General features: G+C 72.0%; 20 protein-coding genes. 11 read left to right on the top strand and 9 right to left on the bottom strand.

The genetic code is table 11. The features are described from left to right. Positions 1-44 precede the first annotated feature (44 nt). A complete protein-coding gene (locus AC067M_RS26475) occupies positions 45-1,310 on the bottom strand; it encodes an SWF or SNF family helicase (RefSeq protein WP_478699525.1) in 1,266 nt (421 codons plus the stop codon). Continuing rightward, a complete protein-coding gene (locus AC067M_RS26470; RefSeq protein WP_478699524.1) occupies positions 1,307-4,318 on the bottom strand; it encodes an SNF2-related protein in 3,012 nt (1,003 codons plus the stop codon). Before AC067M_RS26470 ends, AC067M_RS26475 begins: the two co-directional genes overlap by 4 nt. Before the next feature lie 225 nt (positions 4,319-4,543). Here AC067M_RS26470 and AC067M_RS26465 point away from each other — a divergent pair, with 225 nt between their 5' ends. Continuing rightward, positions 4,544-4,726 (top strand): hypothetical protein, encoded by a 183-nt coding sequence (locus AC067M_RS26465; protein ID WP_478699523.1) that lies wholly within the window; start codon positions 4,544-4,546, stop codon positions 4,724-4,726. A gap of 325 nt (positions 4,727-5,051) precedes the next feature. Beyond that, on the top strand, positions 5,052-8,357 hold the full coding sequence (locus AC067M_RS26460) for a hypothetical protein (RefSeq protein ID WP_478699522.1): 3,306 nt from the start codon (positions 5,052-5,054) through the stop codon (positions 8,355-8,357). A gap of 86 nt (positions 8,358-8,443) precedes the next feature. On the opposite strand, the gene AC067M_RS26455 is transcribed toward AC067M_RS26460, so the two are convergent. Together AC067M_RS26455 and AC067M_RS26450 are read right to left on the bottom strand one after the other, a co-directional pair. Beyond that, positions 8,444-9,274: a hypothetical protein gene (locus AC067M_RS26455; RefSeq protein ID WP_478699521.1), complete on the bottom strand. Its 831-nt coding sequence runs from the start codon at positions 9,272-9,274 to the stop codon at positions 8,444-8,446. A gap of 136 nt (positions 9,275-9,410) precedes the next feature. After that, entirely contained in the window at positions 9,411-9,740 is a 330-nt protein-coding gene (locus AC067M_RS26450; RefSeq protein WP_478699520.1) for a hypothetical protein, read from the bottom strand. Between the two features lie 98 nt (positions 9,741-9,838). Here AC067M_RS26450 and AC067M_RS26445 point away from each other — a divergent pair, with 98 nt between their 5' ends. Next, positions 9,839-10,735 carry an oxygenase MpaB family protein gene (locus AC067M_RS26445; protein WP_478699519.1) on the top strand — a complete coding sequence of 299 codons (897 nt, stop codon included), beginning with the start codon at positions 9,839-9,841 and terminating at the stop codon, positions 10,733-10,735. Here the strand turns inward: AC067M_RS26445 and AC067M_RS26440 are convergent. Further along, entirely contained in the window at positions 10,721-11,245 is a 525-nt protein-coding gene (locus AC067M_RS26440; protein ID WP_478699518.1) for a PadR family transcriptional regulator, read from the bottom strand. The two genes, AC067M_RS26445 and AC067M_RS26440, sit on opposite strands and share 15 nt — an antisense overlap. A 123-nt stretch (positions 11,246-11,368) precedes the next feature. Here AC067M_RS26440 and AC067M_RS26435 point away from each other — a divergent pair, with 123 nt between their 5' ends. Then, positions 11,369-12,124, top strand: coding sequence for an alpha/beta fold hydrolase (locus tag AC067M_RS26435; protein ID WP_478699517.1), 756 nt, complete (start codon positions 11,369-11,371; stop codon positions 12,122-12,124). A 7-nt stretch (positions 12,125-12,131) separates the two neighbouring features. Here the strand turns inward: AC067M_RS26435 and AC067M_RS26430 are convergent, their stop codons facing one another. After that, entirely contained in the window at positions 12,132-12,731 is a 600-nt protein-coding gene (locus AC067M_RS26430; protein ID WP_478699516.1) for a class I SAM-dependent methyltransferase, read from the bottom strand. A 150-nt stretch (positions 12,732-12,881) separates the two neighbouring features. On the opposite strand from AC067M_RS26430, the gene AC067M_RS26425 reads away from it, so the two are divergent. The 5 genes from AC067M_RS26425 (at position 12,882) to AC067M_RS26405 (ending at position 17,772) form a co-directional block, all read left to right on the top strand. Then, positions 12,882-13,655, top strand: a complete 774-nt coding sequence (locus AC067M_RS26425) for an MHYT domain-containing protein (protein WP_478699515.1) — start codon at positions 12,882-12,884, stop codon at positions 13,653-13,655. A 90-nt stretch (positions 13,656-13,745) separates the two neighbouring features. Continuing rightward, positions 13,746-16,250, top strand: coding sequence for a sensor histidine kinase (locus AC067M_RS26420; protein WP_478699514.1), 2,505 nt, complete (start codon positions 13,746-13,748; stop codon positions 16,248-16,250). Continuing rightward, positions 16,247-16,684, top strand: a complete 438-nt coding sequence (locus tag AC067M_RS26415; protein WP_478699513.1) for a roadblock/LC7 domain-containing protein — start codon at positions 16,247-16,249, stop codon at positions 16,682-16,684. The genes AC067M_RS26420 and AC067M_RS26415 overlap by 4 nt, the downstream gene beginning before the upstream one ends. 22 nt (positions 16,685-16,706) lie before the next feature. Further along, positions 16,707-17,120, top strand: a complete 414-nt coding sequence (locus tag AC067M_RS26410; protein ID WP_478699512.1) for a DUF742 domain-containing protein — start codon at positions 16,707-16,709, stop codon at positions 17,118-17,120. Positions 17,121-17,166: 46 nt separating this feature from the next. Then, positions 17,167-17,772 (top strand): GTP-binding protein, encoded by a 606-nt coding sequence (locus AC067M_RS26405; protein WP_478699511.1) that lies wholly within the window; start codon positions 17,167-17,169, stop codon positions 17,770-17,772. A 16-nt stretch (positions 17,773-17,788) separates the two neighbouring features. On the opposite strand, the gene AC067M_RS26400 is transcribed toward AC067M_RS26405, so the two are convergent. Continuing rightward, positions 17,789-18,217 carry a PPOX class F420-dependent oxidoreductase gene (locus AC067M_RS26400; RefSeq protein ID WP_478699510.1) on the bottom strand — a complete coding sequence of 143 codons (429 nt, stop codon included), beginning with the start codon at positions 18,215-18,217 and terminating at the stop codon, positions 17,789-17,791. A 97-nt stretch (positions 18,218-18,314) separates the two neighbouring features. Between AC067M_RS26400 and AC067M_RS26395 the strand changes: the two genes are divergently transcribed. Together AC067M_RS26395 and AC067M_RS26390 are read left to right on the top strand one after the other, a co-directional pair. Further along, positions 18,315-18,728 carry a roadblock/LC7 domain-containing protein gene (locus AC067M_RS26395; RefSeq protein ID WP_478699509.1) on the top strand — a complete coding sequence of 138 codons (414 nt, stop codon included), beginning with the start codon at positions 18,315-18,317 and terminating at the stop codon, positions 18,726-18,728. A 126-nt stretch (positions 18,729-18,854) separates the two neighbouring features. Further along, positions 18,855-19,769, top strand: a complete 915-nt coding sequence (locus AC067M_RS26390) for a DUF6397 family protein (RefSeq protein WP_478699508.1) — start codon at positions 18,855-18,857, stop codon at positions 19,767-19,769. A gap of 27 nt (positions 19,770-19,796) precedes the next feature. Here AC067M_RS26390 and AC067M_RS26385 read toward each other — a convergent pair whose 3' ends face one another. Both AC067M_RS26385 and AC067M_RS26380 read right to left on the bottom strand, forming a co-directional pair. Continuing rightward, positions 19,797-20,663, bottom strand: coding sequence for an acyl-CoA thioesterase (locus tag AC067M_RS26385; RefSeq protein WP_133932451.1), 867 nt, complete (start codon positions 20,661-20,663; stop codon positions 19,797-19,799). Between the two features lie 19 nt (positions 20,664-20,682). Continuing rightward, entirely contained in the window at positions 20,683-23,196 is a 2,514-nt protein-coding gene (locus AC067M_RS26380) for a DEAD/DEAH box helicase (RefSeq protein ID WP_478699507.1), read from the bottom strand. Between the last annotated feature and the right edge of the window lie 118 nt (positions 23,197-23,314).

Here is a 23,314-nt window from a genome sequence, read left to right as displayed (position 1 = left end):
TGCGGAGCCGTTTCGCCGAGGAGCATCCTCCACTTCCGTCTCTGTCAGAGCCCCTCGTCCTCACGACCGGTCTCCAGCGAGGCCAGCGCCGCCGCCGGATCCATGGCAGGCCCTCCCGCGGGCAACCAGCGCCCCCGCTCCTTGCGGTACGGCCACCAGCGGCCGTCCCTGCCGAGGCGCAGCTGCTGGGGCGCACCGACGACCGTCCACCGGTTGCCCCGTGCCCGCAGCGGCGGCTGTTCGTCCTGCTCCCAGGCCCCGTCCAGGGCGGCACGCGCGCGTGCCAGTGTCTCCCCCTGGACCGGCCACTCCTCCTCGAGAACCGACAGCGCGACCGCGCCCCCGTGCCGCCAGGCCCGTACGGCCGCGGTCAACTCCTCCTGGCCGCGCCCCGACCCCTCGGCCAGCCGGTCCGCCACGGCCCCCTCGGGGGCGCCCGCGGCGAGGCGGACGGCGTCCTGGGCGGCCGTCAGCTCGGGCTCGAACGGAGGCTGTTGCGCCCGGAGCGCCTCGGCGAGCAGGCGATGTGCCTCCGCGGCGGTCCGGGCCGCCAGGAACTCCAGCGCGGCCGGATCGACCCCAGGCGCGGGCCGCGCCTCCGTGTCCAGCGACTGTGGCACGCCGGGTTCGTCGGGCAGCGCGGGCAGGCCGGGCAGTGGCGGCAGGATCTCACCGGTCGCGTACGCCTCGTCCGCGTCCACCCCATCCGCCCCTACCCGCGCCTCGGGAAGCGCCGGGCCCCCACGGCCCTGGAGGTCGTCCAGGACCGCCCGTTCACCGCGGCCCCGCATCAGCAGCAGAATGAACGGGTCCTGGTCGAGCAGGCGCGCCACCTGATAGCAGAGCGCCGCCGTGTGCCCGCAATGGTCCCAGGCGCCGCAGGCGCACTCCGGTTCCAGATCACCCATGCCGGGCAGCAGGTCGATGCCCGCGTTCGCAGCGTCCTCGACCAGGTGAGGCGGCATCTCACGGTCCAGGAGCGCCGCCACGTGTCCGGACCGCTGCACGGCCATGTCCAGGAATCGGTCCCACTGCTCGTCGGACAACTCGTCCAACAGGACGTCGGCGCGGTGCGTGGAGCGGTCACGGTCCTGTACGACGGCCGTGATCCGTCCCGGCCGCACCGACACCGCGCCCACGGCGCCCGCGCGGGCGAGACCGCGGCCGGTCTTCACCTGCTGCCCGTCCAGCGCCCCCTCCTCCAGCGCCTTCAGCCAGGCCCGGCCCCACCACGTCTGGGCGAAGCCCTGCCCGCGCGCGGGCGGCAACGCGGCGAACGTCCGCTCCGTCCCACTGCCGTACCCGTTCATCGGTTCCCCCCTCGCAGCTCGACCAGATCGGCGAGTTCCGTGTCCGTCAGTTCGGTCAGCGCGGCCTCACCCGAGCCCAGCACCGCGTCGGCCAGCCGCTGTTTTCGGCTCAGCATGTCCGCGATGCGGTCCTCGATCGTGCCCTCGGCGATCAGCCGGTGCACCTGCACGGGCCGGGTCTGGCCGATGCGGTACGCGCGGTCGGTGGCCTGCGCCTCGACCGCCGGGTTCCACCAGCGGTCGTAGTGCACGACGTGCTCGGCCCGGGTGAGGTTCAGCCCTGTTCCGGCGGCCTTCAACGACAACAGGAACACCGGCACCTCGCCGTCCTGGAAGCGCCTCACCAACTCCTCACGCCCGGCGACCGGCGTCCCTCCGTGCAGGAACTGCGAGGGCACACCACGGGCCGCGAGATGCCGTTCGATGAGGCGTGCCATGCGCACGTACTGCGTGAAGACCAGAACACCCGCCCCCTCGGAGAGGATCGTGTCGAGCAGCTCGTCCAGCAACTCCAGCTTTCCCGAGCGCCCGGGAACCCTCGGCCGCTCCTCCTTGAGGAACTGCGCCGGGTGGTTGCAGATCTGCTTCAGACCCGTCAGCAGCTTCACGATCAGCCCGCGGCGCGCCATGTCGTCGGCGGCCGAGATCTCCGCGAGCGTCTCGCGCACCAGGGCCTCGTACAGGCCCGTCTGTTCCCTGGTGAGCGAGACCGGGTGATCGGTCTCGGTCTTGGGCGGCAGTTCCGGGGCGATCCCCGGATCCGACTTGCGGCGGCGGAGCAGGAACGGCCCTACGAGTCTGGCGAGCCGCTCGGCGGCGGCCGGGTCGTGGCCGCCCTCGACGGCCTGCGCGTACCGCGTCCGGAAGGCGCCTAGCCGGCCCAGCAGGCCCGGAGTCGTCCAGTCGAGGATCGCCCACAGCTCCGAGAGGTTGTTCTCCACCGGCGTGCCGGTCAGCGCCACGCGGGCGCGTGCGCCGATGGAACGCAGCTCCCGCGCGGTGGACGAGTACGGGTTCTTCACATGCTGGGCCTCGTCCGCCACGACCAGCCCCCACGGCACCTCGGCGAGCCGCCGAGCGTCCAGGCGCATCGTGCCGTACGTGGTGAGTACGAACTCCCCGTCGGCCACCGCCGCCAGGTCCCGTCGCTGTCCGTGGAAGCGGCGCACGGGCGTTCCTGGTGCGAACCTCTCGATCTCGCGCTTCCAGTTGCCCATCAGTGACGTCGGACAGACGACGAGGGTCGGGCCGGCGGTCGACGGATCGGTCTGGCGGTGCAGATGCAGGGCGATCAGTGTGATCGTCTTCCCGAGTCCCATGTCGTCGGCGAGGCAGCAGCCCAGCCCCAGGGACGTCATTCCGGCCAGCCAGCTCAGGCCCCGCCGCTGGTAGTCCCGCAGCGTGGCGGCGAGCGCAGCGGGCGGACCGACCGGCTCCTGCGCCTCAGGATTCGCGATCCGCTCGCGCAGGGCCGCCAGCCAGCCCGTCGCCTGTACGTCGACCCGGCGGCCGTCCACCTCGGCGGAGCCTGTGAGAGCGGCACTGAGCGCGTCGACTGGCGTGACCTTGCGATCCTGCTGAGCATGAGCGTGAGCGCGACGCACTTCCCGAGGATCGATCAGGACCCACTGGTCACGCAGCCGTACGACCGGGCGGTTGGCCTCGGCGAGGCGGTCCAGCTCCTCGCGCGTAAGTCGCTGGTCGCCCAGTGCGAACCACCAGTCGAAGGCCAGCAGGGCGTCCGCGGACAGGAACGACGGCATGTCCGAGGTGACCTTCTCCGGCCCCGCCCCGTCGTCCGGCGGACCGACCACCGCCCGGGCGGTCAGTTCACGGGTGAGGCCCCTGGGCCAGTGCACGTCCACTCCGGCACCGGCAAGCGCTCGGGTGCCCTCTCCGAGGAGCTCGGTGACCTCCTCGTCGGCGAGGTCGACGGCGTCCGGCACGGTCGCCGAGAGCAGAGGGGTGAGCGCAGGCCAGGCCCGGGCCGCGCGGCGCAGGGCACGCAGAGCGTCCATCCGCGCGCCCGGGCCGAACGCCGCGCTCGTCGCGCCGGAGTCGGTCCACACCTCGGAGGCGTCCGCGACGAGCGCGGGGTCGTTCAGGCTGTGCACCTGGAGTACGGCCCGGAACGTGACAGCGGTGTCGTCGGGCTCGGCGGTGTCGAGGCCGGTCGCCTTGGAGTCGGACGGGTCGGTACCCGCCACCTTGGTCCCGGCCAGGCCCGCGCCAGGCGCATCAGTATGGGTCAGGCCCGTACCAGCCACCTCCGCACCGCCCAGGCCGACACCGGTCACCTCGACCCTGAGGGAGATCCGTACGCCCGCGTCATGGCCCGCGGCGACATCGGCGGCCCAGGCGCGCTGCTCGGGCAGGTGCTGCGGTTCCTGCGCGGCGTAGGCCGGCCCGCCCGTCACGAGGGACGCGGCGGGGGAGCGCGGCAGGACGTCGGCCACCGCGTCGAGGAAGGCCCGCACCAAGAGTTCCGGGTCGGGCAGCCGCAGCGGCACGGTGTCGTCCACGGGCACGGCGTGCGCCTCGGGCGGCATCGCGGCGGCGAGCTCGCGGACGCGCTCGATGTCGTCCGTGCCCAGCGGGCCCACGCGCCAGGCGTCATGGTCACTCGCCGACAGCCCCGGCAGCAACAGCCCGCGCGCCACGAAGTGCAGGGCCAGTACGGCGGCGGAGCCCCAGAACGCGGTGGCGCGGTGTCCGTGTGCGTCGGCACGCGTGCGCGTGAGGACGGGCAGGGCCGCGCGCACCGGCAGCAGCAGGGCGGGGACACGCACCGCCTCGACGCCGTCGCCGCCGGGCAGGGCGACGACCAGTTCCTCGACGGATGCCGTCGCGAGTGGCGGGGGAGCGCCCCCGCCGGGGCACCAGAAGGCGACGCTGCCGGTACGGGCCGGATCGCCGGGCACGAACACGGCGCAGCAACGGACCAGTTCGGAGATCTCGGACGGTGTTGCCTCGGGAACCCACTCCGTGGTGATGAGCCCGCTCCTCAAATTTGACTACTCGGGTCGAAGTCGCCGAGGATACAGCATTCAGGCGGCCCACCTCGATCGATCTGATTGTGGTGTAGGTCACTTCTGTCGGTAGGCTGGAGCTCACTCAGGGACATGTGAGGGGTGTGTATCAGGGGCGTCTCAGGGTCGCGGTTCGGAACTGTGGGAAGTGCGGGCCCGTTTTCAGAACAGAGAGCGGCAATGGCCGCGAAGGAGGCGACGCACATGTCGAAGAACGCGAAGATCGCCGCAGGGGGAGTGGCGGTCGGGCTCCTACTGTTGATCTGGTTGCCCTGGTGGGCCGCGCTCCTGATAGTCCTGGGAGTTCCTGTGGCCGCCTATCTCACCCTGGACCCCTCGCAGAGGCGCAGGCTGCGGCGGATGAGCCGCAAGGAACTCGGCCGCTGAGGCGCCGCCGTCCCGGCGGGACCACCGCTCAGCGTGCCCGAGTCGACCACGCCACCGTCCGCGGGCCCAGCCCGTACGGCCCGCGGGCGGCATGGCGCCGCACTCCACCGCTCCGATCCGGGAAATTGCTTTGCGTCCAGGGGCGACCGCACACCACCATGGCCCCCATGACGTATGGAAAGGAGGCCCAGCGACTCCACGGTGAGCGCTGATGGCCCGACACGAGGCGTCCCCGACGCCGTCCCGACAGCCCCAGAACTCGCCGGCGCCCCTGACGCCCGCCTGGCTGAGGGCTCGCTTCGATCGCCTGCCGTACCCGGCACGCATGAGCGCCCTGGCGCACTACGCCCGCACCCTCACCCCGAACGCCTACACAACCCTGCACCACGCCCTCGACACGGGTGACTCGGACGACCGGCACACCGCCTTGTTCCTCGCGGTCGCGCGGCGCGACCTGCGACGGGTGACAGCGGTCCTCGACGACCCGGTGCTCGGCCACCGCGCACGCTCGGCCGCCATCCGGTTGCCCGTCCCCGAGCAGGCGCTGGAGCGCCTGGCGCTGAGCGACATCAGGGCGACGCGCCGCGACACCTACCGACTCCTCAGACTGAGCCGCCGCCACGCGCTCGCCGCCAGACTGCTGCCCCTCGTCCACGAACGCCACGGTGCCCGGGAAGCGGCCGCGCTCCTGCCCGCATGCCCAGCCGACACCGTGACCGCCTGGCTGCCGCGCGTCGAGCCGACGCCCGGCACCCTCAACTCCCTGGCCCGCTCGGCACCGCACGCGCTGGCCGCACACCTCGCAGCCGCACACGAAACGTGCCCGCGACCGGATGCGTACGGATTCGTCCGCCGGAACCGCGCCGTGGCGTCGGTCGCCGCACGCCGCGATCCCGATGCGGCACTCGTCCTGCTGGAACGGGCCCCCGGCCTGCTCACCCCACACGGAGTTCTCGCGGCGCTCCACCGACCCGCCGAAGCACTGGCCATCCTGCGCACTCCTCACCCCGACCCCGACGGTCACCCCCGAGAACGCCGGGTCCCCGCCGGACCGTTGCCGCCGTCACTGCGGCGGGTGCTGCGCGGCCTGCCGGAGCCGGACCTCGTGGACCTCGCACGCCACTGCTCCGCCGCGGGGAGCCGGGTGCGCGGTCCCGGCCGCCACGAAGTGACCCCTGACGGGCTGCTGAGCCTCCTCCCGCCCGCCGACCGGCGACGCGTCGTCGAGAAGAACACGACCGGTGGCGGGCGGCTGCGCGGGGCACCGGTCTCCGTCCTGACCGCACTCGAACCGTCCGACCGGGCGGCCCTGATCCTTCCCTGGCTGGAGGCGAACCGAGGCAGTCCGTGGTCCACGGCTCGACTGGCCTCGGCGCTTCCCCTCGCCGAGGGCGAACCTCTGCTGAGGCGGCTCGCCGACGAGCACCGCGTGCACCTGCGCGCCTTGGCCTGGCCCGCCCTCCTGGCCTGCGCCGAACTCGAAGGCGACCCGGACGGGTTCGCCCGGATCGCCGCCGACTGCGAGCGGGCGTGGCACGACCGGGACGAAGTGCGCGGGGCGACACTCCAACAACTCGCCGGCACGGCACCCCACCTCCTCGCCGCGCTGCCCGAGAGCGTGCTGCGTGACGCCGTCCTCAACGCGCTCCAGTCACGCGACTCGACGACCGGCACGCTCGGCGCCACCGAACTGCTCCTACGCCGCGTCGTCGAGCGGGCCGCCGCGACCGGCGACCGGCAACGCGCGGCGTACGCCGTCGGACTGCTCGGCGAACTCGTCACCGCCCCGCGGTACACGCCAACGCCGACCGCCCTGAACGTAGAGGAGGCGACGGCTCGTGCCATCTGGGAGGCGACGTCCGCGGCGGCACTGCGCCGACCAGAGGTGACCACGGCACTCGCGGAGCTCCTCGGCCCCCATCTGACCGCGCTGCCGGACCTCGATGCCGAGGCGCGACGCGTCGCCGTCGAGCACGACGACCCGCGCCTCGCGACCCGTGCCGCTGCGGCCTGGGTGCGGCCGGCGAGGCTGCGTGAACAGCGCTGCGCCGAACTGATCGCACTGGACCCGACCTTCGCCACGGTGCCCGTCGTCCTGCGGACCGTCACCACCAGGCGGACCGACCTGCTCGATCCCCTCCTCGACGCCGCCCGCGACACTTTCCCAGGCCGCCTGCGCACCCGAGCCACCCCGTGGACACCGAAGGTCCGCCCAGGGGTGACCGGCCGGTGGCTCCCGCGTCAGCGGGCCGCATGGGGTGAACACCACGCGCGCGTGGCCGTGGACGAGGCGGCCTCGCTGCACACCCGTACCGACGCGGCACAGCTCGTGAGAGACCTGGTACGACTCGAGGAGCTGGCCCGGGAGGCACCGCAGCCCGTGGCAGCGGCGGCCCTCACAGCCCTCGGTGAGGCCGCGGCGCGGCAGGACGGGATATCGGGGGCCGTACCGCGCCGAGCGGCTGTACGCGACCTGCTGCTGAGGCACGCGGGCACCGGCGGCGTCCGTGGTCGTGCCGCGATGGCGGCGATCCGCCGACTGCTGGAACGACTGCCCGACGGCGACGCCGTGCCCCTCCTGGCACCGGTGGCGTCCGCGCCCGACGCACCGGTGGGCACGCGCAAGGAAGCCGCCCGCGCCCTGGCCGACCTCCCGGGCGACGACGCCTTCGAGGCACTCCTCGCCGCCTGGGACGCACCGCGTCAACATCCTGATGTACGGGCCGTGCTGGCCCCTGCGCTCCTCGCCGGGATCGACAGGCCCGGGGTGGCGGGGCGTGTCCAGCGGTTCGTGCACGAGGCCGCCGTCCGCGAGGCGGTCGTGCACGCGCGCGTGCACCCCGTGTCCGACCCCCGGCGGAAGCCCGGTAGGGACTTCCTCGTGCGGCTCGTCGAGGAGGGCGACGAGGACACCGTCGTCGCCGCGTGCCAGGCGCTCCCGGCCTGGCTGGTGCCCGACGCGAGCGACGCGATCAGCGCACTCGTCGGCGCCGTGGTGGCCCCGGCGAGCCCTCGCAAGGTGTGGGAGACAGCGGCGTGTCAGCTGGCCCGTCTCCCGGCGGGGCCGGTCGTCGAGGCAGCCGTACGCGGCGCCTTCGCGGCCTTGGGCGAGCGCGCCCGCGCGGGGGAGCCAGAGGTGCGGGTCGACGCGCTGCGGCGACTGCACGGGTGCGCGCAGGCCGTGCACCCCGGTGTCGGAGGCGGGAAGGGGCTGCCCCTCCTGGACGTGCTGGCCGACACCCTCGACGCCGTCGGACTGCACGCCGACGCCGCGTGCCTCAGCTGGGACCTGGCCATGGACTCCGTACGCCGTGGACGGCACGCGGAACACCGGTGGGAGAGGCTCGTGCGACTGTGCGAGGCGGGGCCCGGGCGCCTGCCGGGGTCGCTCCATGTGTCCATGGACCTCGACCGACCAGGCGTGCCCGCCGCCGCACTCGCCGCGGCGCGCGCTCTGCGGGCCCGCGGAACCTCCGTGTCCGGTCTGCTCGCGCTCGCCCTCGTGCGGGCCGGAGGTCAGGCGTCGACCTGGGACGAGCCCTGGCGGGCCGAGCTGATGTCCCTGCGCGATCACACCGACGCGGACACCGCCATGGGGGCGCTGGTCGTCGACGTGGACAGGCGTCGCTGATCAGGGCTGCCGGAATCCAAGCACGTGCTGGGCCTGGGCTTCGCACCCAGGCCCAGCACGTGCACGCAGGCAGGCCGGCGGTGACCTCAGCTGGGGCGTACGGCCATCTTGTCGAGCGCCTCCAACAGGCCCGGCAGCTCCGGACCACGGCCCACCGGCAGCACTTCGCCCGGCTCCTCGTCGAGCAGGACGAACGCGATGTCGTCGGTGCGGGCCACGAGCGACCAGCCGGGCCCGTCCGCACGCAGGGTGCGCGCGTCACCCGACGCGAAGGCCGACCGGACGCGCCCCAGGGGAGGCGGAGTGTCCACGTAGGCACGCGCCTCCGCTAGGACGCGCCGGACGCCGCTGTGGCCCTTCGGCGCGCCCTCCTCCGGGCCGTCGGTCGTCGCGGACGGCTCCTTCGGGGTCGCGAAGTCGGCGTCGTCGATCTGCTCCCGCCACGCCGCCCACTGGAGCGCGATCTCGTCCGCGCCCAGGCGTCGCTGCGCCGGACCCCAGGTGGTCGTGTCGGGCGGGGTCAACGGAGGACCCTCGGCGGCCTCCGGGTCGGGGTCGTGCGGCGCGGGAACGCCGGGGGCCGCGACGGCGACCGCCAGCGGCCAGCCCGGCAGGCCGGCGACGACCGACCGCTCGTCGGGTGAGAGGTCGTACTCCATGCCGCAGTCCCAGGACGCGATGGCGACGGCCACCAGCGACACGTCGTCGACGACGACGGTCCACCGCGCACCGTCCCCGTCCTGGCCCAGCACCAGGCCGTAGCCGTCGGCAAGCGGTGGGAGCCCGAGCGCCGCGCAGGCCTCCGGGTAGTCGTCGCCCAGCACACTCGGGAACTTCGCCGGCGTCAACAGCACCGCCGTGAGCACATAGAGCGCATCGTCCTCGGCGGCGACGGCGTCCTCGTCCGTCCCGGCCATCCCAGCCTCCCCTTGGGTTTGTCCAACGGCGCGCACCCTAGTGCGACCAGAAGGCGCTTGTCACGACTCCCCAGCACACCCGGAGCTGCAGGTTTCCACCTGGACGGGGCGAATCGACCACCGACCGTCCAGATGATCAGGCGGCGGGCAGCCCGAGAAGCGCACGGGCGACGGCCCGCGGCGACTCGTCGCGTTCCCGTGCGAGCGCGATCACCGCGCGACACGCCAGCTCGTTGACCCCGAAGGACAGTGCCTCCGGCGACACCCAGCCCGCGGCCTCGTCCATCCGTTCCTGGTCGTCCTCCGCGCAGGCCGAGACGTACGCGGACGCGGCCTCGAAGAGGTTGGGCGTGCGCCCCTTCTCGGTGCGCCGCTCCCCACTGGTGTCCGCCCCCGCCCGCGCGGTCTCCTCCGCGCGCGTGCCGTTGAACACTCGGGCACAGGCCTTGCGAACCCTGTCGAACACGCCGACCACCTTCCCCCTGTGTGGTTGTCTCGCTGATCACTCAAATACTGCCACTCAAACTAGAGTTGAAGCTTCGACGGCAGAAGGGGGAGGGCACGATGCAGCGCTTCGATCGGCTCGCACAGATCCGGCGGATGGACCCGCACGAGGACGCCTCCGAGATCTACCGGCTCACGTCGGCGTACGAATTCCCCTGGGACTTCACCCGTGCACTTGAGCTGGCCCTGTACCGCACGTACGCCGTGCCCGGTATCGGCCGGCTGCTCGCCGAGACGGCGGAGCTCACGGACCGCTCCCAGAAGCGCTACGACGACACCTCGCTGCTCCTCGACGCCGTCGTCGAGCACGGCTTCGACAGCCTCCAGGGGCGCACGGCCGTCCGCCGCATCAACCAGATGCACCGCAGCTACGACATCAGCAACGACGAGATGCGCTACGTCCTGTCGACGTTCGTCGTGATGCCCAAGCGGTGGATCGACGCCTACGGCTGGCGCAGGATGTCGCGCCACGAGATCATCGCCTCCGCCGTCCACTACCGCACCCTGGGGCGGCACATGGGTATCAAGGACATCCCCGAGTCCTACGAGGAGTTCGCGGCATTCCTCGACGCCTACGAGGAGGCCCACTTCGGGTGGGACGAGGACGCGCGCCGCGTCTCGGACGCCACGCTGGACCTGATGGCCTCCTGGTACCCGCGCCCGCTCGCACCCCTTCTGCGCGCCTCGACGCTCGCCCTGCTCGACGAGCCGCTCCTGAGGGCCTTCAGATACCAGCCGCCCGGTGCCGTGACCCGGGCGCTCGTGCGCCGAGCGGTGCGGCTGCGGGGACGTGCCGTCCGGCTGCTTCCGCCGCGCCGCGCGCCCCACCACGCGCGGCAGAACCGGGAGATCAAAGGCTACCCGGACGGCTACCGGCTGGAGGAGCTCGGCACCCGTCCGGTGCCCGGCGTCCGGGGCTGCCCCGTGCGGCACGTGGGCGGGTCAGCCACCCAGTGAGGCGAGCGTGTCCCGCAGCCAGGTGAGTTCGGCCCGGGACGTGGCGCGCGCGATGGTGAGGACGCCGCGCCGGAAGGGGTCGTCCACCTCCTCGGCGCGCAGCGGCCGGTCGCCCTCGTAGAAGAAACTCGCCGGTTCCTCCAAGAACGCCAGCCTGCGCCGCAGTACGGCCGACTGGGCGGCGGGGTCCTCCAGGTGCCGGAGGAAGGCGAGCACCGTGAACCAGCGGTTCTCGTCGGAAATGTCGCGCTGCACGGGGTCGGCGAGTCGGCGGCGCAGCTCACGTCTGCCGTCCTCGGTGAGCGTCAGCGTGTGGCGGGGGGCGGCCACGGCGCCGGGCTCTGTCGCGCGGGCCAGGAGGCCCGCCTTCTCCAGCCGCTTGATCGCTGGGTAGAGCGTGCTCTCGGCGACGGGACGGACGTGCCCCGTCAGTGCCGTGATCCTTTTGCGCAACTCGTAGCCGTGCAGCGGGGTGTCGTACAGGAATCCGAGGATGGCGAGCTCCAGCATGCCCGCATTCTCCCATGCGCGCTGTACATCGCCTGAGTAATATTGCGCTTCCTCTATACATCGGTTCCGATGTATCTTCCTTCGTGTGCCGTGCAAGGCGGCGACGCAACGAGGGAGGACGCGATGAAGCAGGCCGAGTTCGACGACAGGGGGAGCCACATCCGATGGACGGAGGTGCCGGGAACCGAACCCGCGCGCGTGTACGTCCATGGGCTGGGGGCGGCGTCCGGCGTGTACCACGCGCACATCGCGGCACGGCCCGAACTCGCGGGCCGGCGAAGCCTGTTCGTAGACCTTCCCGGGCACGGCATCAGTGACCGGCCGGCCCACTACGGGTACACGCTGGAGGACCATGCCGACGCCCTGGCGGTCGCCCTGGACGCGGCAGGCGTGACGGGTGCCGAGCTGATCGCGCACAGCATGGGTGGCTCCGTGGCCGTCGTGCTCGCCCACCGCCGGCCCGAACTGGTCTCCCGGCTGGTCCTCACCGAGGCCAACCTCGACGCCTTCCCGCCGCCGACCGCGGGGAGCAGCGGCATCGCCTCGTACGAGGAGGACGCGTTCGTCGCGGGCGAGCACGCGCGCGTGCTGGAAAAGGTCGGTCCGGTGTGGGCGGCCACCATGCGCCTCGCCGACCCGCGCGCCCTGCACCGCAGCGCCGTCGGCCTGAGGCGCGGATCGGATCCGATCATGCGCGAGATCCTCGAAGGGCTGGCCATCGAGCGCCTCTACCTCCAGGGCGGGCTGAGCGGGGAACTGGCCGGCAGACAGGCCCTGGAGGCGGCGGGCGTGCGCGTGGTGACCGTGCCGGGCGCGGGGCACAACGTCATGTTCGACAACCCTGACGCCTTCGCGGCGGCGGTCGCCGGACAGGTGTGAGGGGTGGTCAGGCCTCCCGTACGGCCAGGGCCAGGAACCGCGCGTCCTCGTCGACGTACGACGTCATCCGCCACCCGGAGCCGGCCAGCAGCGGGCGCAGACGGGCCTCGGCGCGCAGGTCGTCCGGCGTGATCTGGCGGCCCTGGCGTGCCGCGAGCGCCGCCCTGCCGATCGGGTGGAACAGCGCCAGCGTGCCGCCGGGCCGCACCACGCGTGCCAACTCCCACAGGTTCTCCGCCGGACGGGGGAGGTGCGCGATGAGGCCCGCCCCGAACACCGCGTCGAGCGACCGCGAGCGCAGCGGCAGCGCGGCCACGTCGGCGAGCACCAGGTACCCGTCCCTGCCACGCCCGGCCCGTACGGCCGCTTCCAGCATGGCCGGGGTCAGATCGGCCCCGACGACCACTCCCGAGGGCCCCACGGCCGCACGCAGCGGCGGCAGCGCGCGCCCTGTGCCGCAGCCCGCGTCGAGCACGCGGTCGCCCTCGCGCAGGGCCAGTTCGGCGACCGCGGCCTCGTAGGCGGGGCCGTCGTCGGGGAAGCGGCTGTCCCAGTCGGCGGCACGGGCCGTGAAGAACTCCTGGACGTGTGTGTGGTCGTCGCTCATGTTCCGCATGATCCCTCACCGGCGCGGAGGATGTCCCTGCGCGCATGTTCGAGCGGGACGCGATCGTTCCGGCGCAATTCTGCGTCATATTCCAGCACCTTCCGAAACGCGCCCCCTATGTGCTCCCGTGCCCCCTAGCGTCCCTGGGCCATGGGACACCTGGACCACGCCACCTTCGGCTGGCTGACCCCCGTGCTGTCGTACGCGATGGCCTGCATCGGCGCCGCGCTCGGACTGCGCTGCACCGTCCGCGCGCTCGGCGCCACCGGCAGGGCGCGCCGCAACTGGCTCGTCACCGCCGCCTCCGCCGTCGGCACCGGCATCTGGACGATGCACTTCGTGGCGATGCTTGGCTTCGGCGTCAGCGGCACGGACATCCGCTACGACGTACCGCTGACCGTTCTCAGCCTCCTCGTCGCCATGATCGTCGTCTGCGCCGGCGTGTTCGCCGTCGGCTACGGCCGCGACCGCACGCGCGCGCTGCTCCTGGGTGGGCTCACCACCGGGCTCGGGGTCGCGAGCATGCACTACCTCGGCATGGCCGCGGTACGGCTGCACGGTGAGGTGACCTACGACCCGGTGCTCGTCGCAGCGTCCGTCCTGATCGCCGTGGTCGCGGCGACCGCGGCCCTGTGGGCGGCCCTCAACAGCAGGTCGCCCCTCGCGGTCACCCTCGCCTCCCTCGTCATGGGGGCGGCGGTGAGCAGCATGCACTACACCGCGATGTTCGCGGTGAACGTGCGAGTCACGCCCTCCGGCGCGGTGCTGCCCGGGGCCACGGCGATGCAGTTCATCTTCCCCCTCGCCGTCGGCCTCGGTTCCTACCTCTTCCTGACCTCCGCCTTCGTCGCGCTGTCGCCCACGTCCGGGGAACGCGAGGCCTCCGCCACGGCCCAACGACCGGTCGAGCGCGTCGCCGGCTAGCGGCGGGCGCGGACCACGACGGAACCGCACCGCGCACGCCGACCCACGCGGGCCGCACCGCACGCCGAACCACTCCCGAGCGAGGAGGCCATGCGTACACCCCGTAGGACCCCCACAGCAGGCGCCGAGACGCCGCCCCCCGTTCACGGCCGTCGTGCGCACGCCGGACCGCCCGCAGATGAAGGGCCGGACGAGCAGATGGACACCGTGACGCACGAGGCGCCCACACGCGCGGGGCGATGGCGGATACGCCCGCGCACCGTCCGCGCCAAGATCGTCTGCCTGCTGATGGTGCCAGTCGTCTCCCTCCTCGCCCTGTGGGCGTACGCCACCGTCAGCACCGCCCAGGACGTCGCCCGCCTGCGCCAGCTGCAGCGCGTGGACTCCCAGGTCCGGGCCCCGGTCGCCGCCGCGGTCGCCGCGCTCCAGGCCGAGCGAGCCGCCGCCGTCGCACACGCGACCGCTCCCACCGCCAGCCGGGGCGACGCGTACAAGGAGCTCTCCGAGCGCACCGACCTGGCGGTCGCCAAGCTGCGCCTCGGCGACGACAGCACCGTCGCCGACAGCCAGGAACTGCCCGCCGGAGTCGCCCAGCGCCTCGAGGCGTTCGTCACCGGCGCCGAGGAACTGCGCTCCCTGCGCAGCGGGGTGCTCGACCGCAGCGCCGACTGGGACGAGACGTACGGGCGGTACACGAAGAGCATCTCCGCGGCCTTCGCGGTGGGCGGTGCGCTCTCCGGCATCCAGGACGCCGAACTGGGTTCCGACGCGCGCGTGCTCCTGGAGTTCTCCCGTGCGGGTGAGGCCCTCGCCCAAGAGGATGTCGCGCTCTCCAGCGCGCGGCTCACCGGCCGCTTCGACGGCGAACGACTCCGGTTGTTCACCGGCGCCGTCGGCACCCGCCGCGTGCTCACCGAGTCGGCCGTCGCGGACCTGCGCGGCCCCGAACGCGCCGCCTGGCAGAACCTCGCCGACGCCGGCGCCTACACCGCACTGGGAGCCGCCGAGGACAAGGTGCTCGCGGGCAGGCCGGGAGCGCACGCGATCGCCGCGGTGCCGGAGGCAGGCTGGGACAAGGCACACGTCCGTGTGCAGGACGGCATGCGGACCATCGAGGAGGACGCCGGACACGGTGTCGCCCGCCGGGCCGACCCCTTCACCCGAGGTCTGCTCACCGCGGCCGGCGCCGCCGTCCTGCTCGGTCTCGCCGCCGTCGCCGCGTCGCTCGTCATCTCCGTACGCATCGGACGCGGCCTCGTCGTCGAACTGGTCAGCCTGCGCAACGGCGCCCTGGAGATCGCCCGGCGCAAACTCCCCGAGGCCATGGGGAAACTGCGTGCGGGCGAGGAGATCGACATCCGAGCCGAAGCCCCGCCCGGGCCGCCCGCCGAGGACGAGACAGGACAGGTCGCCGAGGCGCTCGGCACCGTGCACCGTGCCGCGCTGCGCGCCGCCGTGGAGCGCGCCGAACTGGCCAGCGGCATCTCCGGTGTCTTCGTCAACCTCGCCCGGCGCAGCCAGGTCCTCGTCCACCGCCAGTTGAACCTCCTCGACAGCATGGAGCGCCGCTCCGATGACCCCGACGAACTCAGCGACCTCTTCCGCCTCGACCACCTCACGACCCGCATGCGGCGCCACGCCGAGAGCCTGATCATCCTGTCCGGCGCGGCGCCCGGCCGGGCCTGGCGCATGCCGGTCTCCTTGACCAACGTGGTCCGCGCGGCGGTGTCCGAGATCGAGGACTACGCGCGCGTGGAGGTACGACAACTCCCTGAGGCCGCCGTCACCGGCGCCGCCGTCGCCGACCTCACCCACCTCCTTGCCGAGATCGTCGAGAACGCCGCTCAGTTCTCGCCGCCGCACACGCGGGTGCGCATCACCGGTGAGCCCGTCGGCAACGGCTACGCCGTCGAGGTCGAGGACCGGGGCCTCGGCATGGGCCAGGAGACCCTCGCCGACGCCAACCGTCGCATCGAACAGTCCGAGGCCCTCGACCTGTTCGACAGCGACCGGCTCGGCCTCTTCGTGGTCAGCAGGCTCGCGGCACGCCATGGCATCAAGGTCCACTTGCGGACCTCGCCCTACGGCGGAACCACCGCGGTCGTCCTGCTGCCCACCGCGCTGCTGCACAGCGGCGCGACGCACCCCACGACCCGTCAGGCGGCCGACGCGGAACGCGAGTACACGCGCGTGCCCGACTCCGTCGCGCACCAGGAGGCCATGTCCGCCACCGCCGACCGGCCCGCCCTGGTCGCCCCCGTCCGGGCCGTCGCGCAGACCGCGGCCGAAACCCCGCCCCCCGGAGTCACCACCTTGCGCCTGCATCGCCCCCCGGACGACTCCGAAGGATCCGACGACCTCCCGCGCCGGGTGCGGCAGGCCAGCCTCGCGCCCCAACTGCGCGAGCCGCGCCCCACGGGACCGGCACCCGCGCCGGTCCCGGCGCACGACGACCGGCGCACCCCCGAACTCGTACGGGACCGCATGGCGGCCTACCGCGACGGCTGGGCGCGCGGAGGAGGCAGGCAACCAGGCGGCGGAACAACACCGAATTCCGCGCCGGGCAGCGACAGCAGCGAAGGAGACCCCGCATGATCCAGGACTCGAGCATGAGAGCGGCCCAGCGGTCCGGCGAACTCGACTGGTTGCTGGACGACCTGGTGATGCGCGTGAGCGAGGTACGGCACGCCGTGGTGCTGTCCAACGACGGCCTCGCTGTGGGCGCCTCGACCGACCTCAGGCGTGAGGACGCCGAACACCTGGCCGCGGTCGCCTCCGGCTTCCACAGCCTGGCCAAGGGCGCGGGACGGCACTTCGGCGCAGGAGGTGTGCGACAGACCATGGTCGAGATGGACGACGGCTTCCTGTTCGTGGCCGCCGCGGGCGACGGCTCCTGCCTTGCCCTCCTCACCGCCGTGACCGCCGACATGGGCCTGGTGGCGTACGAGATGGCGCGGCTGGTCAAACGGGTCGGCGAGCACCTCTTCACGCCGCCACGCGTCGGTGCGCGGCCACCCGCCGCAGGATGACGTGAGAGGGCTGTCCGCACCGATGACCGAGGACATGACGGGCGCCCCGCGCGAGCCGGGCAGCCAGTGGTACGACAACGAGGCCGGCCCCCTGGTCCGCCCGTACGCCATGACGGGCGGCCGCACGAAGCCCGGCCCCGCCGGGGTGCGCTTCGACCTGATCGCGCTTGTCACCCTGGACCCGGCCGCACCCGACGTCGACGACGACCTCGCGCTCGGCCCGGAACACCGGGCCCTGATCGACCTGTGCCGCACCGAGACGCAGTCCGTCGCCGAACTCGCCGCGGGCGCCGACCTTCCCGTGGGTGTCGTGCGAGTGCTCCTCGGTGACCTCCTGGAACTCGGCCGCGTCACAGTGAGCCGCCCGGTGCCCCCCGCCCAGCTTCCCGACGAACGGATCCTGCGCGAGGTGATCGAGGGACTACGGGCCCTCTAGACGTACCTCGCGCATCTGTTGCCGGCACTCCTGAGAGAAGTGATCGATGATCTCCGAGTACTCCGACGCCGCGGCCGACGACACGGCCCCGCTGGCGTTGAAGATCCTGGTCGCCGGCGGGTTCGGCGTGGGCAAGACCACCCTGGTGGGCGCGGTCAGCGAGATCAGACCGCTGCGCACCGAGGAACTGCTGAGTCAGGCCGGTCAGTTGGTCGACGACACCGACGGCGTGGACCAGAAGGTCACCACGACCGTGGCCATGGACTTCGGGCGTATCACCATCCGTTCCGGCCTCTCCCTCTACCTGTTCGGCACGCCCGGCCAGGACCGTTTCTGGTTCCTGTGGGACGAACTGTCCCAGGGAGCCCTCGGCGCCGTGGTCCTCGCGGACACGCGGCGCCTTGAGGACTGCTTCCCGGCCGTGGACTACTTCGAGCACCGGCGCATCCCGTTCGTGGTCGCCGTCAACTGCTTCTCGGGCGCCCGGACGTACGGCTCCCAAGAGGTCTGCCGAGCTCTCGACCTCGACCGGGGAACCCCCGTCGTGCTCTGCGACGCCCGCGACCGCGACTCGGGGAAGGAGGTGCTGATCCGACTCGTCGAGTACGCCGGGCGCATGCACACCGCCCGGCTGCTCGACTCGGTCGGCTGACCGTCCGGCCAACCGCTCAGTCGGCGACCGCCTTCTGCGCCAGCACCTTGCCGATCCTCACGCGCACCAGCAACTCGCCCGGAACGCCGTTGCGCGCGCCGAACTCCTCCGCGCGCTCCTCGCCCATGTACCGCGCGCCGATGCGGGCGGCCCAGTGGCGTATGTCGTCCAGGTCCTCCGAAATGCGGGCGCGGCCCTGCAGGACCACGAAGTCGAACGGCGGCCGGTCGTCGTCCACACACAGGGCGACCCGGCCGTCCCGGGCCAGATTGCGCCCCTTCACCGTCTCCTTCCCGGTGTTGAACACCACATCGTCCCCGTCGATCAGGAACCAGATCGGGGCCACGTGCGGACTCCCGTCGGCCCGCACGGTGGACAGCTTCGCGGTGCGGGTGCCGTACGACACGAACGCCCGCCATTCCTCATCGGTCATCTTCTCTGCCATGTACCCATCCTCCTTGCCCGGCGGCCTGTCGTTGGGGAAGGCTGGCGGAGCAATCCTCCGGCCAGGGGGAGACGTCACACGGGGAGATTTTCGGATCATGGCGCAGAACCAGGGACTCGGCTGGTTGCTGGACGACCTGACCGAACGGGTCGAACACGTACGACACGCACTGGTCCTGTCCAACGACGGGCTGGTGACGGGGGCGAGCACGGGACTCAGGCGCGAGGACGCGGAACATCTCGCCGCCGTCTCGTCCGGACTGCACAGCCTCGCCAAGGGCTCGGGACGGCACTTCGGAGCCGGCAGAGTCCGCCAGACGATGGTGGAGTTCGACGACGCGGTGCTCTTCGTCACGGCCGCGGGCACGGGCAGCTGTCTGTGTGTGCTGAGTGGCGCGGAGGCCGACATCGGCCAGATCGGCTACGAGATGACGCTGCTCGTCAACCGGGTCGGCGAGCACCTCGCCGTGGACGCCCGGCAGCCCGAACGGACTCCGATAGTGGACATGTGACCTGCGGTTTCGCCGCCCCCCGCGGAGTTATCCACAGGCTCGCCACGACAAGCGCCGGATTGGCTACGGTTTTTTCACGGCGAACGCACTCGGCGCGAGCCACCCACTCCACGGGGGAGACCGACCATGTCCGGCGACACGCTCACCACACCGCACGACCTGTCCCGCACACCCAGCCGCGCGGCACGGGAACTGGGACTCAAGCGCAGCGAGTTCGACCTCGCGGTGCACCTCGGCCGCATCCGGACCGTGCCCGACGAAGGAGGCGGGGGACGCCGTCGCGTCACCCAGCCCGAGATCGAACGGCTGCGCTCGGCGGACGGCTTTCCCGAAGCGCTGCGCGAGAGCGTCAGGGCCGTGGGCACCACGGAGGGCGCGGCCATCCTGGAGGTGACGCCCGCAAGGTTCACCCGCCTGGCGCGGCTCGGCCTCGTGATCCCGGTCAAGTTCCACCTCAATCGTTACCGCGCCGTCGTCTGGCTCTATCTCGCCGAGGAACTCCAGCAGTTCGCCGAGGGCCAGGGCAACGACCAACTGCTCAGCGGCCGCACCCCCGAGACGCTGCGGGACCAGCTGGCGGCGGGTCTGGACCTGCGGCCCCGGACCTGGCGCGGGCGGTACCTGGGATTCCTGCTGCGGCAGACCAACGACCCCTGGGAGTGCGCCGGGGCTGTGGCGGCCCTGCTCGATCCCGTGCAGATCGCGGAGATCGTCAACGACCCCTACGAACGCGCGTATCTCAACCGGTTCCGGCCAGGGCCGCCCGCGCACGGCACTCCCGGCTCACCCGCAGCGCACCTCGTCGAGAGGATCATGACGGCGGACGCCCCGGACGAGATCAGCTGGCTGCGGTCCGACCTGGAGCAGACCCTGGACCAGGCACGCGCACACCGTCCGGCCCCACGTCCCGGCGCCAGGCCGACCCCATCGACCAAGTCGGACCCGCTACCTGCGCCGATGGACACGACAGAACCGGAACCGTTCGAGGAGTCCCGGCGTCCACGCGGCCTGCTGGGCTGGCTGCGCCGCAGAAGCTTCTGAGCCCGCTCGCGCGCTGAGCGTCGTGCGCTAAAGAGCCCGGAACAGCCCCTCCTGGACGACCGACACCAACAGGCGTCCCTCAAGGTCGTAGATCCGCCCGCGGGCCAGACCCCGGCCGCCGGTGGCGATCGGCGACTCCTGGTCGTACAGGAACCACTCGTCCGCGCGGAACGGCCGGTGGAACCACATCGCGTGGTCCAGCGACGCCATGTCGAAGTTCCGCGGCCCCCACAGCGGCTCGACAGGAAGGCGTACGGCGTCCAGGAGGGTCATGTCGCTGGCGTAGGTCAGCGCGCACGTGTGCACCAGCGGGTCGTCGCCGAGCGGCCCGACCGCGCGCATCCACACGGCACTGCGCGGCTCGGCGTCCTTGACGTCCTCGGCACTCCAGCGCAACCGGTCCACATAGCGGATGTCGAAGGGCTGCCGACGCGCCATCCGCTCCAACTGCTCGGGCAGCGCGCCCAGATGCCGCCGGACCTCTTCCGTGACCGTCGGCAGGGACTCCGGGTCCGGTACCTCGCGGGCCGGCGGCAGCTGGTGCTCGAAGGATCCTTCCTCAGGCTTGTGAAAGGAGGCGGTGAGGTTGAAGATCGTGCGGCCCTGCTGCACGGCGGTGACCCGGCGGGTCGTGAACGACCGGCCGTCGCGGACCCGCTCGACCTGGTACACGATCGGCACACCCGGCCGGCCGGGACGTAGGAAGTACGCGTGCAGCGAGTGCACCGGACGCTCGCCGTCCGTGGTGCGGCCCGCGGCGACCAGTGCCTGGCCGGCCACCTGGCCGCCGAAGACCCGCTGCAGGGACTCCTGCGGGCTGCGGCCACGGAAGATGTTGACCTCGATCTGCTCCAGGTCGAGCAGGTCGACCAGCCTCTCCGCCGGATTCGTCATGACTGGGATTCTCCTTGACTCACAGCTGGCCGACATCGGTGACACGGACGACGGCGCGGCCCTCCGCGTCGGAGGCGGTGAGGTCGACCTCGGCGCTGATGCCCCAGTCGTGATCGTCGTTCGGGTCGTCGAAGATCTGCCGGACCCGCCACAGGCGGTTCTGCGGCTCCTCCTCGATCACCAGCAGCTTGGGGCCGCGCGCGTCGGGGCCGGTGCCCAGGTCGTCGTACTCGTCCCAGTACTTGTCCATCGCCTCGCCCCAGGCATCGGCGTCCCAGCCCGACTCGGCGTCCAGTTCGCCCAGTTCCCCGACCTGGTCGAGGGCGGCGAGCTCCACGCGGCGGAACATGGCGTTGCGGACGAGGACGCGGAAGGCGCGCGCGTTGCTCGTGACGGGCTTGACCTGGTCGGCCTTCTCCTGCGCCTCCTCGGCTGTCATCTCCTCCGGGTTGGCGAGCTGCTCCCACTCGTCCAGCAGGCTGGAGTCGACCTGGCGCACCATCTCGCCCAGCCACTCGATCAGGTCCTGGAGGTCCTCGGACTTGAGGTCGTCCGGCACAGTGTGGTCGAGGGCCTTGTAGGCGCTCGCGAGGTAGCGCAGCACGATGCCCTCGGTGCGCGCCAGCTCGTAGTGGGACACCAACTCCGTGAAGGACATGGCCCGTTCGTACATGTCACGGATGACGGACTTCGGCGACAGCGGGTGGTCGCCGACCCAGGGGTGACTCTTGCGGTACGTGTTGTACGCGTGGAAGAGGAGCTCCTCCAGGGGCTTGGGGTAGGTGACGTCCTGGAGGCGCTCCATGCGCTCCTCGTACTCGACACCGTCCGCCTTCATCGCGGCCACGGCCTCACCGCGCGCCTTGTTCTGCTGGGCGGCGAGGATCTGCCGGGGGTCGTCCAGCGTGGACTCCACGACCGACACCATGTCCAGCGCGTACGACGGCGACTCCGGGTCCAGCAGTTCGAAAGCGGCCAGCGCGAAGGTGGACAGCGGCTGGTTCAGCGCGAAGTCCTGCTGCAGATCCACGGTGAGGCGGACGATGCGGCCCTCGGCGTCCGGCTCGTCGAGCTTCTCGACGATGCCGCCGTCCAGCAGCGAGCGGTAGATCGCGATCGCGCGACGGATGTGCCGCAGTTGCTGCTTGCGGGGCTCGTGGTTGTCCTCAAGGAGGTGCCGCATCGCCTCGAAGGCGTTGCCCGGTCGTGCGATCACCGACAACAGCATCGTGTGCGTCACCCGGAAACGGGAGGTCAGCGGCTCCGGTTCGGAGGAGATGAGCTTGTCGAAGGTGCTGTCCGACCAGCCGACGAAGCCCTCCGGCGCCTTCTTGCGGACGACCTTGCGACGCTTCTTCGGATCGTCGCCCGCCTTCGCGAGGGCCTTCTCGTTCTCGATGACGTGCTCGGGCGCCTGCGCGACGACGAAGCCCGCCGTGTCGAAGCCCGCACGTCCGGCACGCCCGGCGATCTGGTGGAACTCGCGCGCCCGCAGCGTGCGCACACGGTTGCCGTCGTACTTGGTCAGGGCCGTGAACAACACCGTGCGGATGGGGACGTTGACACCTACGCCGAGCGTGTCCGTGCCGCAGATGACCTTCAGCAGACCGGCCTGCGCCAGCTTCTCCACCAGACGCCGGTACTTCGGCAGCATGCCGGCGTGATGGACACCGATGCCGTGCCGTACGTAACGGGAGAGGTTGCGGCCGAACTTGGTGGTGAAGCGGAAGTTGCCGATCAGCTCGGCGATCTGCTCCTTCTCCTCCTTCGAGCACATGTTGATGCTCATCAGCGCCTGCGCCCGCTCCACGGCCTGCGCCTGCGTGAAGTGCACGATGTAGACGGGGGCCTGCTTCGTCTGCAGCAGCTCCGTCAGCGTCTCCGTGAGCGGGGTGCGCTGGTACTCGTACGACAGCGGGACGGGGCGGGTCGCCGAGCGGACCACCGAGGTCGGACGGCCGGTGCGCCGGGTGAGGTCCTTCTCGAACATCGACACGTCGCCGAGCGTGGCCGACATGAGGATGAACTGTGCCTGCGGCAGTTCCAGGATCGGAATCTGCCAGGCCCAGCCGCGGTCCGCCTCCGCGTAGAAGTGGAACTCGTCCATGACGACCTGGCCCACGTCCGCGTTCCGGCCGTCGCGCAGCGCGATGGAGGCCAAAACCTCCGCGGTGCAGCAGATCACGGGTGCGTCGGCGTTGACGGACGCGTCGCCGGTCAGCATGCCGACGTTCTCCGTGCCGAAGATCTTGCACAGTTCGAAGAACTTCTCCGACACCAGCGCCTTGATGGGAGCCGTGTAGAAGGTGACCTCGTCACGGGCCAGCGCGGCGAAGTGGGCACCCGCCGCGATCATGCTCTTGCCGGAGCCGGTGGGGGTCGACACGATCACGTTCGCGCCGGAGACCACCTCGATCAGCGCCTCCTCCTGGTGGGGGTAGAGCGTGAGCCCCCGCTCCTGCGCCCACGACTCGAAGGCTTCGTAGAGGGCGTCGGGGTCGGCGGTCGGCGGCAGCTGATCGATGAGGGTCACGCACCCATCTTGCCTGCCCGCCCCCTCGATGGGGGAATCGGCTGCCGGCCCGAAGATCACGACCGCTACGCTGTGTCGCCGACGGAGCGTCATCGCACCCGGTCAACTGGACAGCGGC

The organism is Streptomyces sp. NPDC043427, assembly GCF_056436655.1.
The sequence above is the reverse complement of the archived record's forward strand: the minus strand, read 5'-3'. Positions and strand labels throughout refer to the sequence as shown.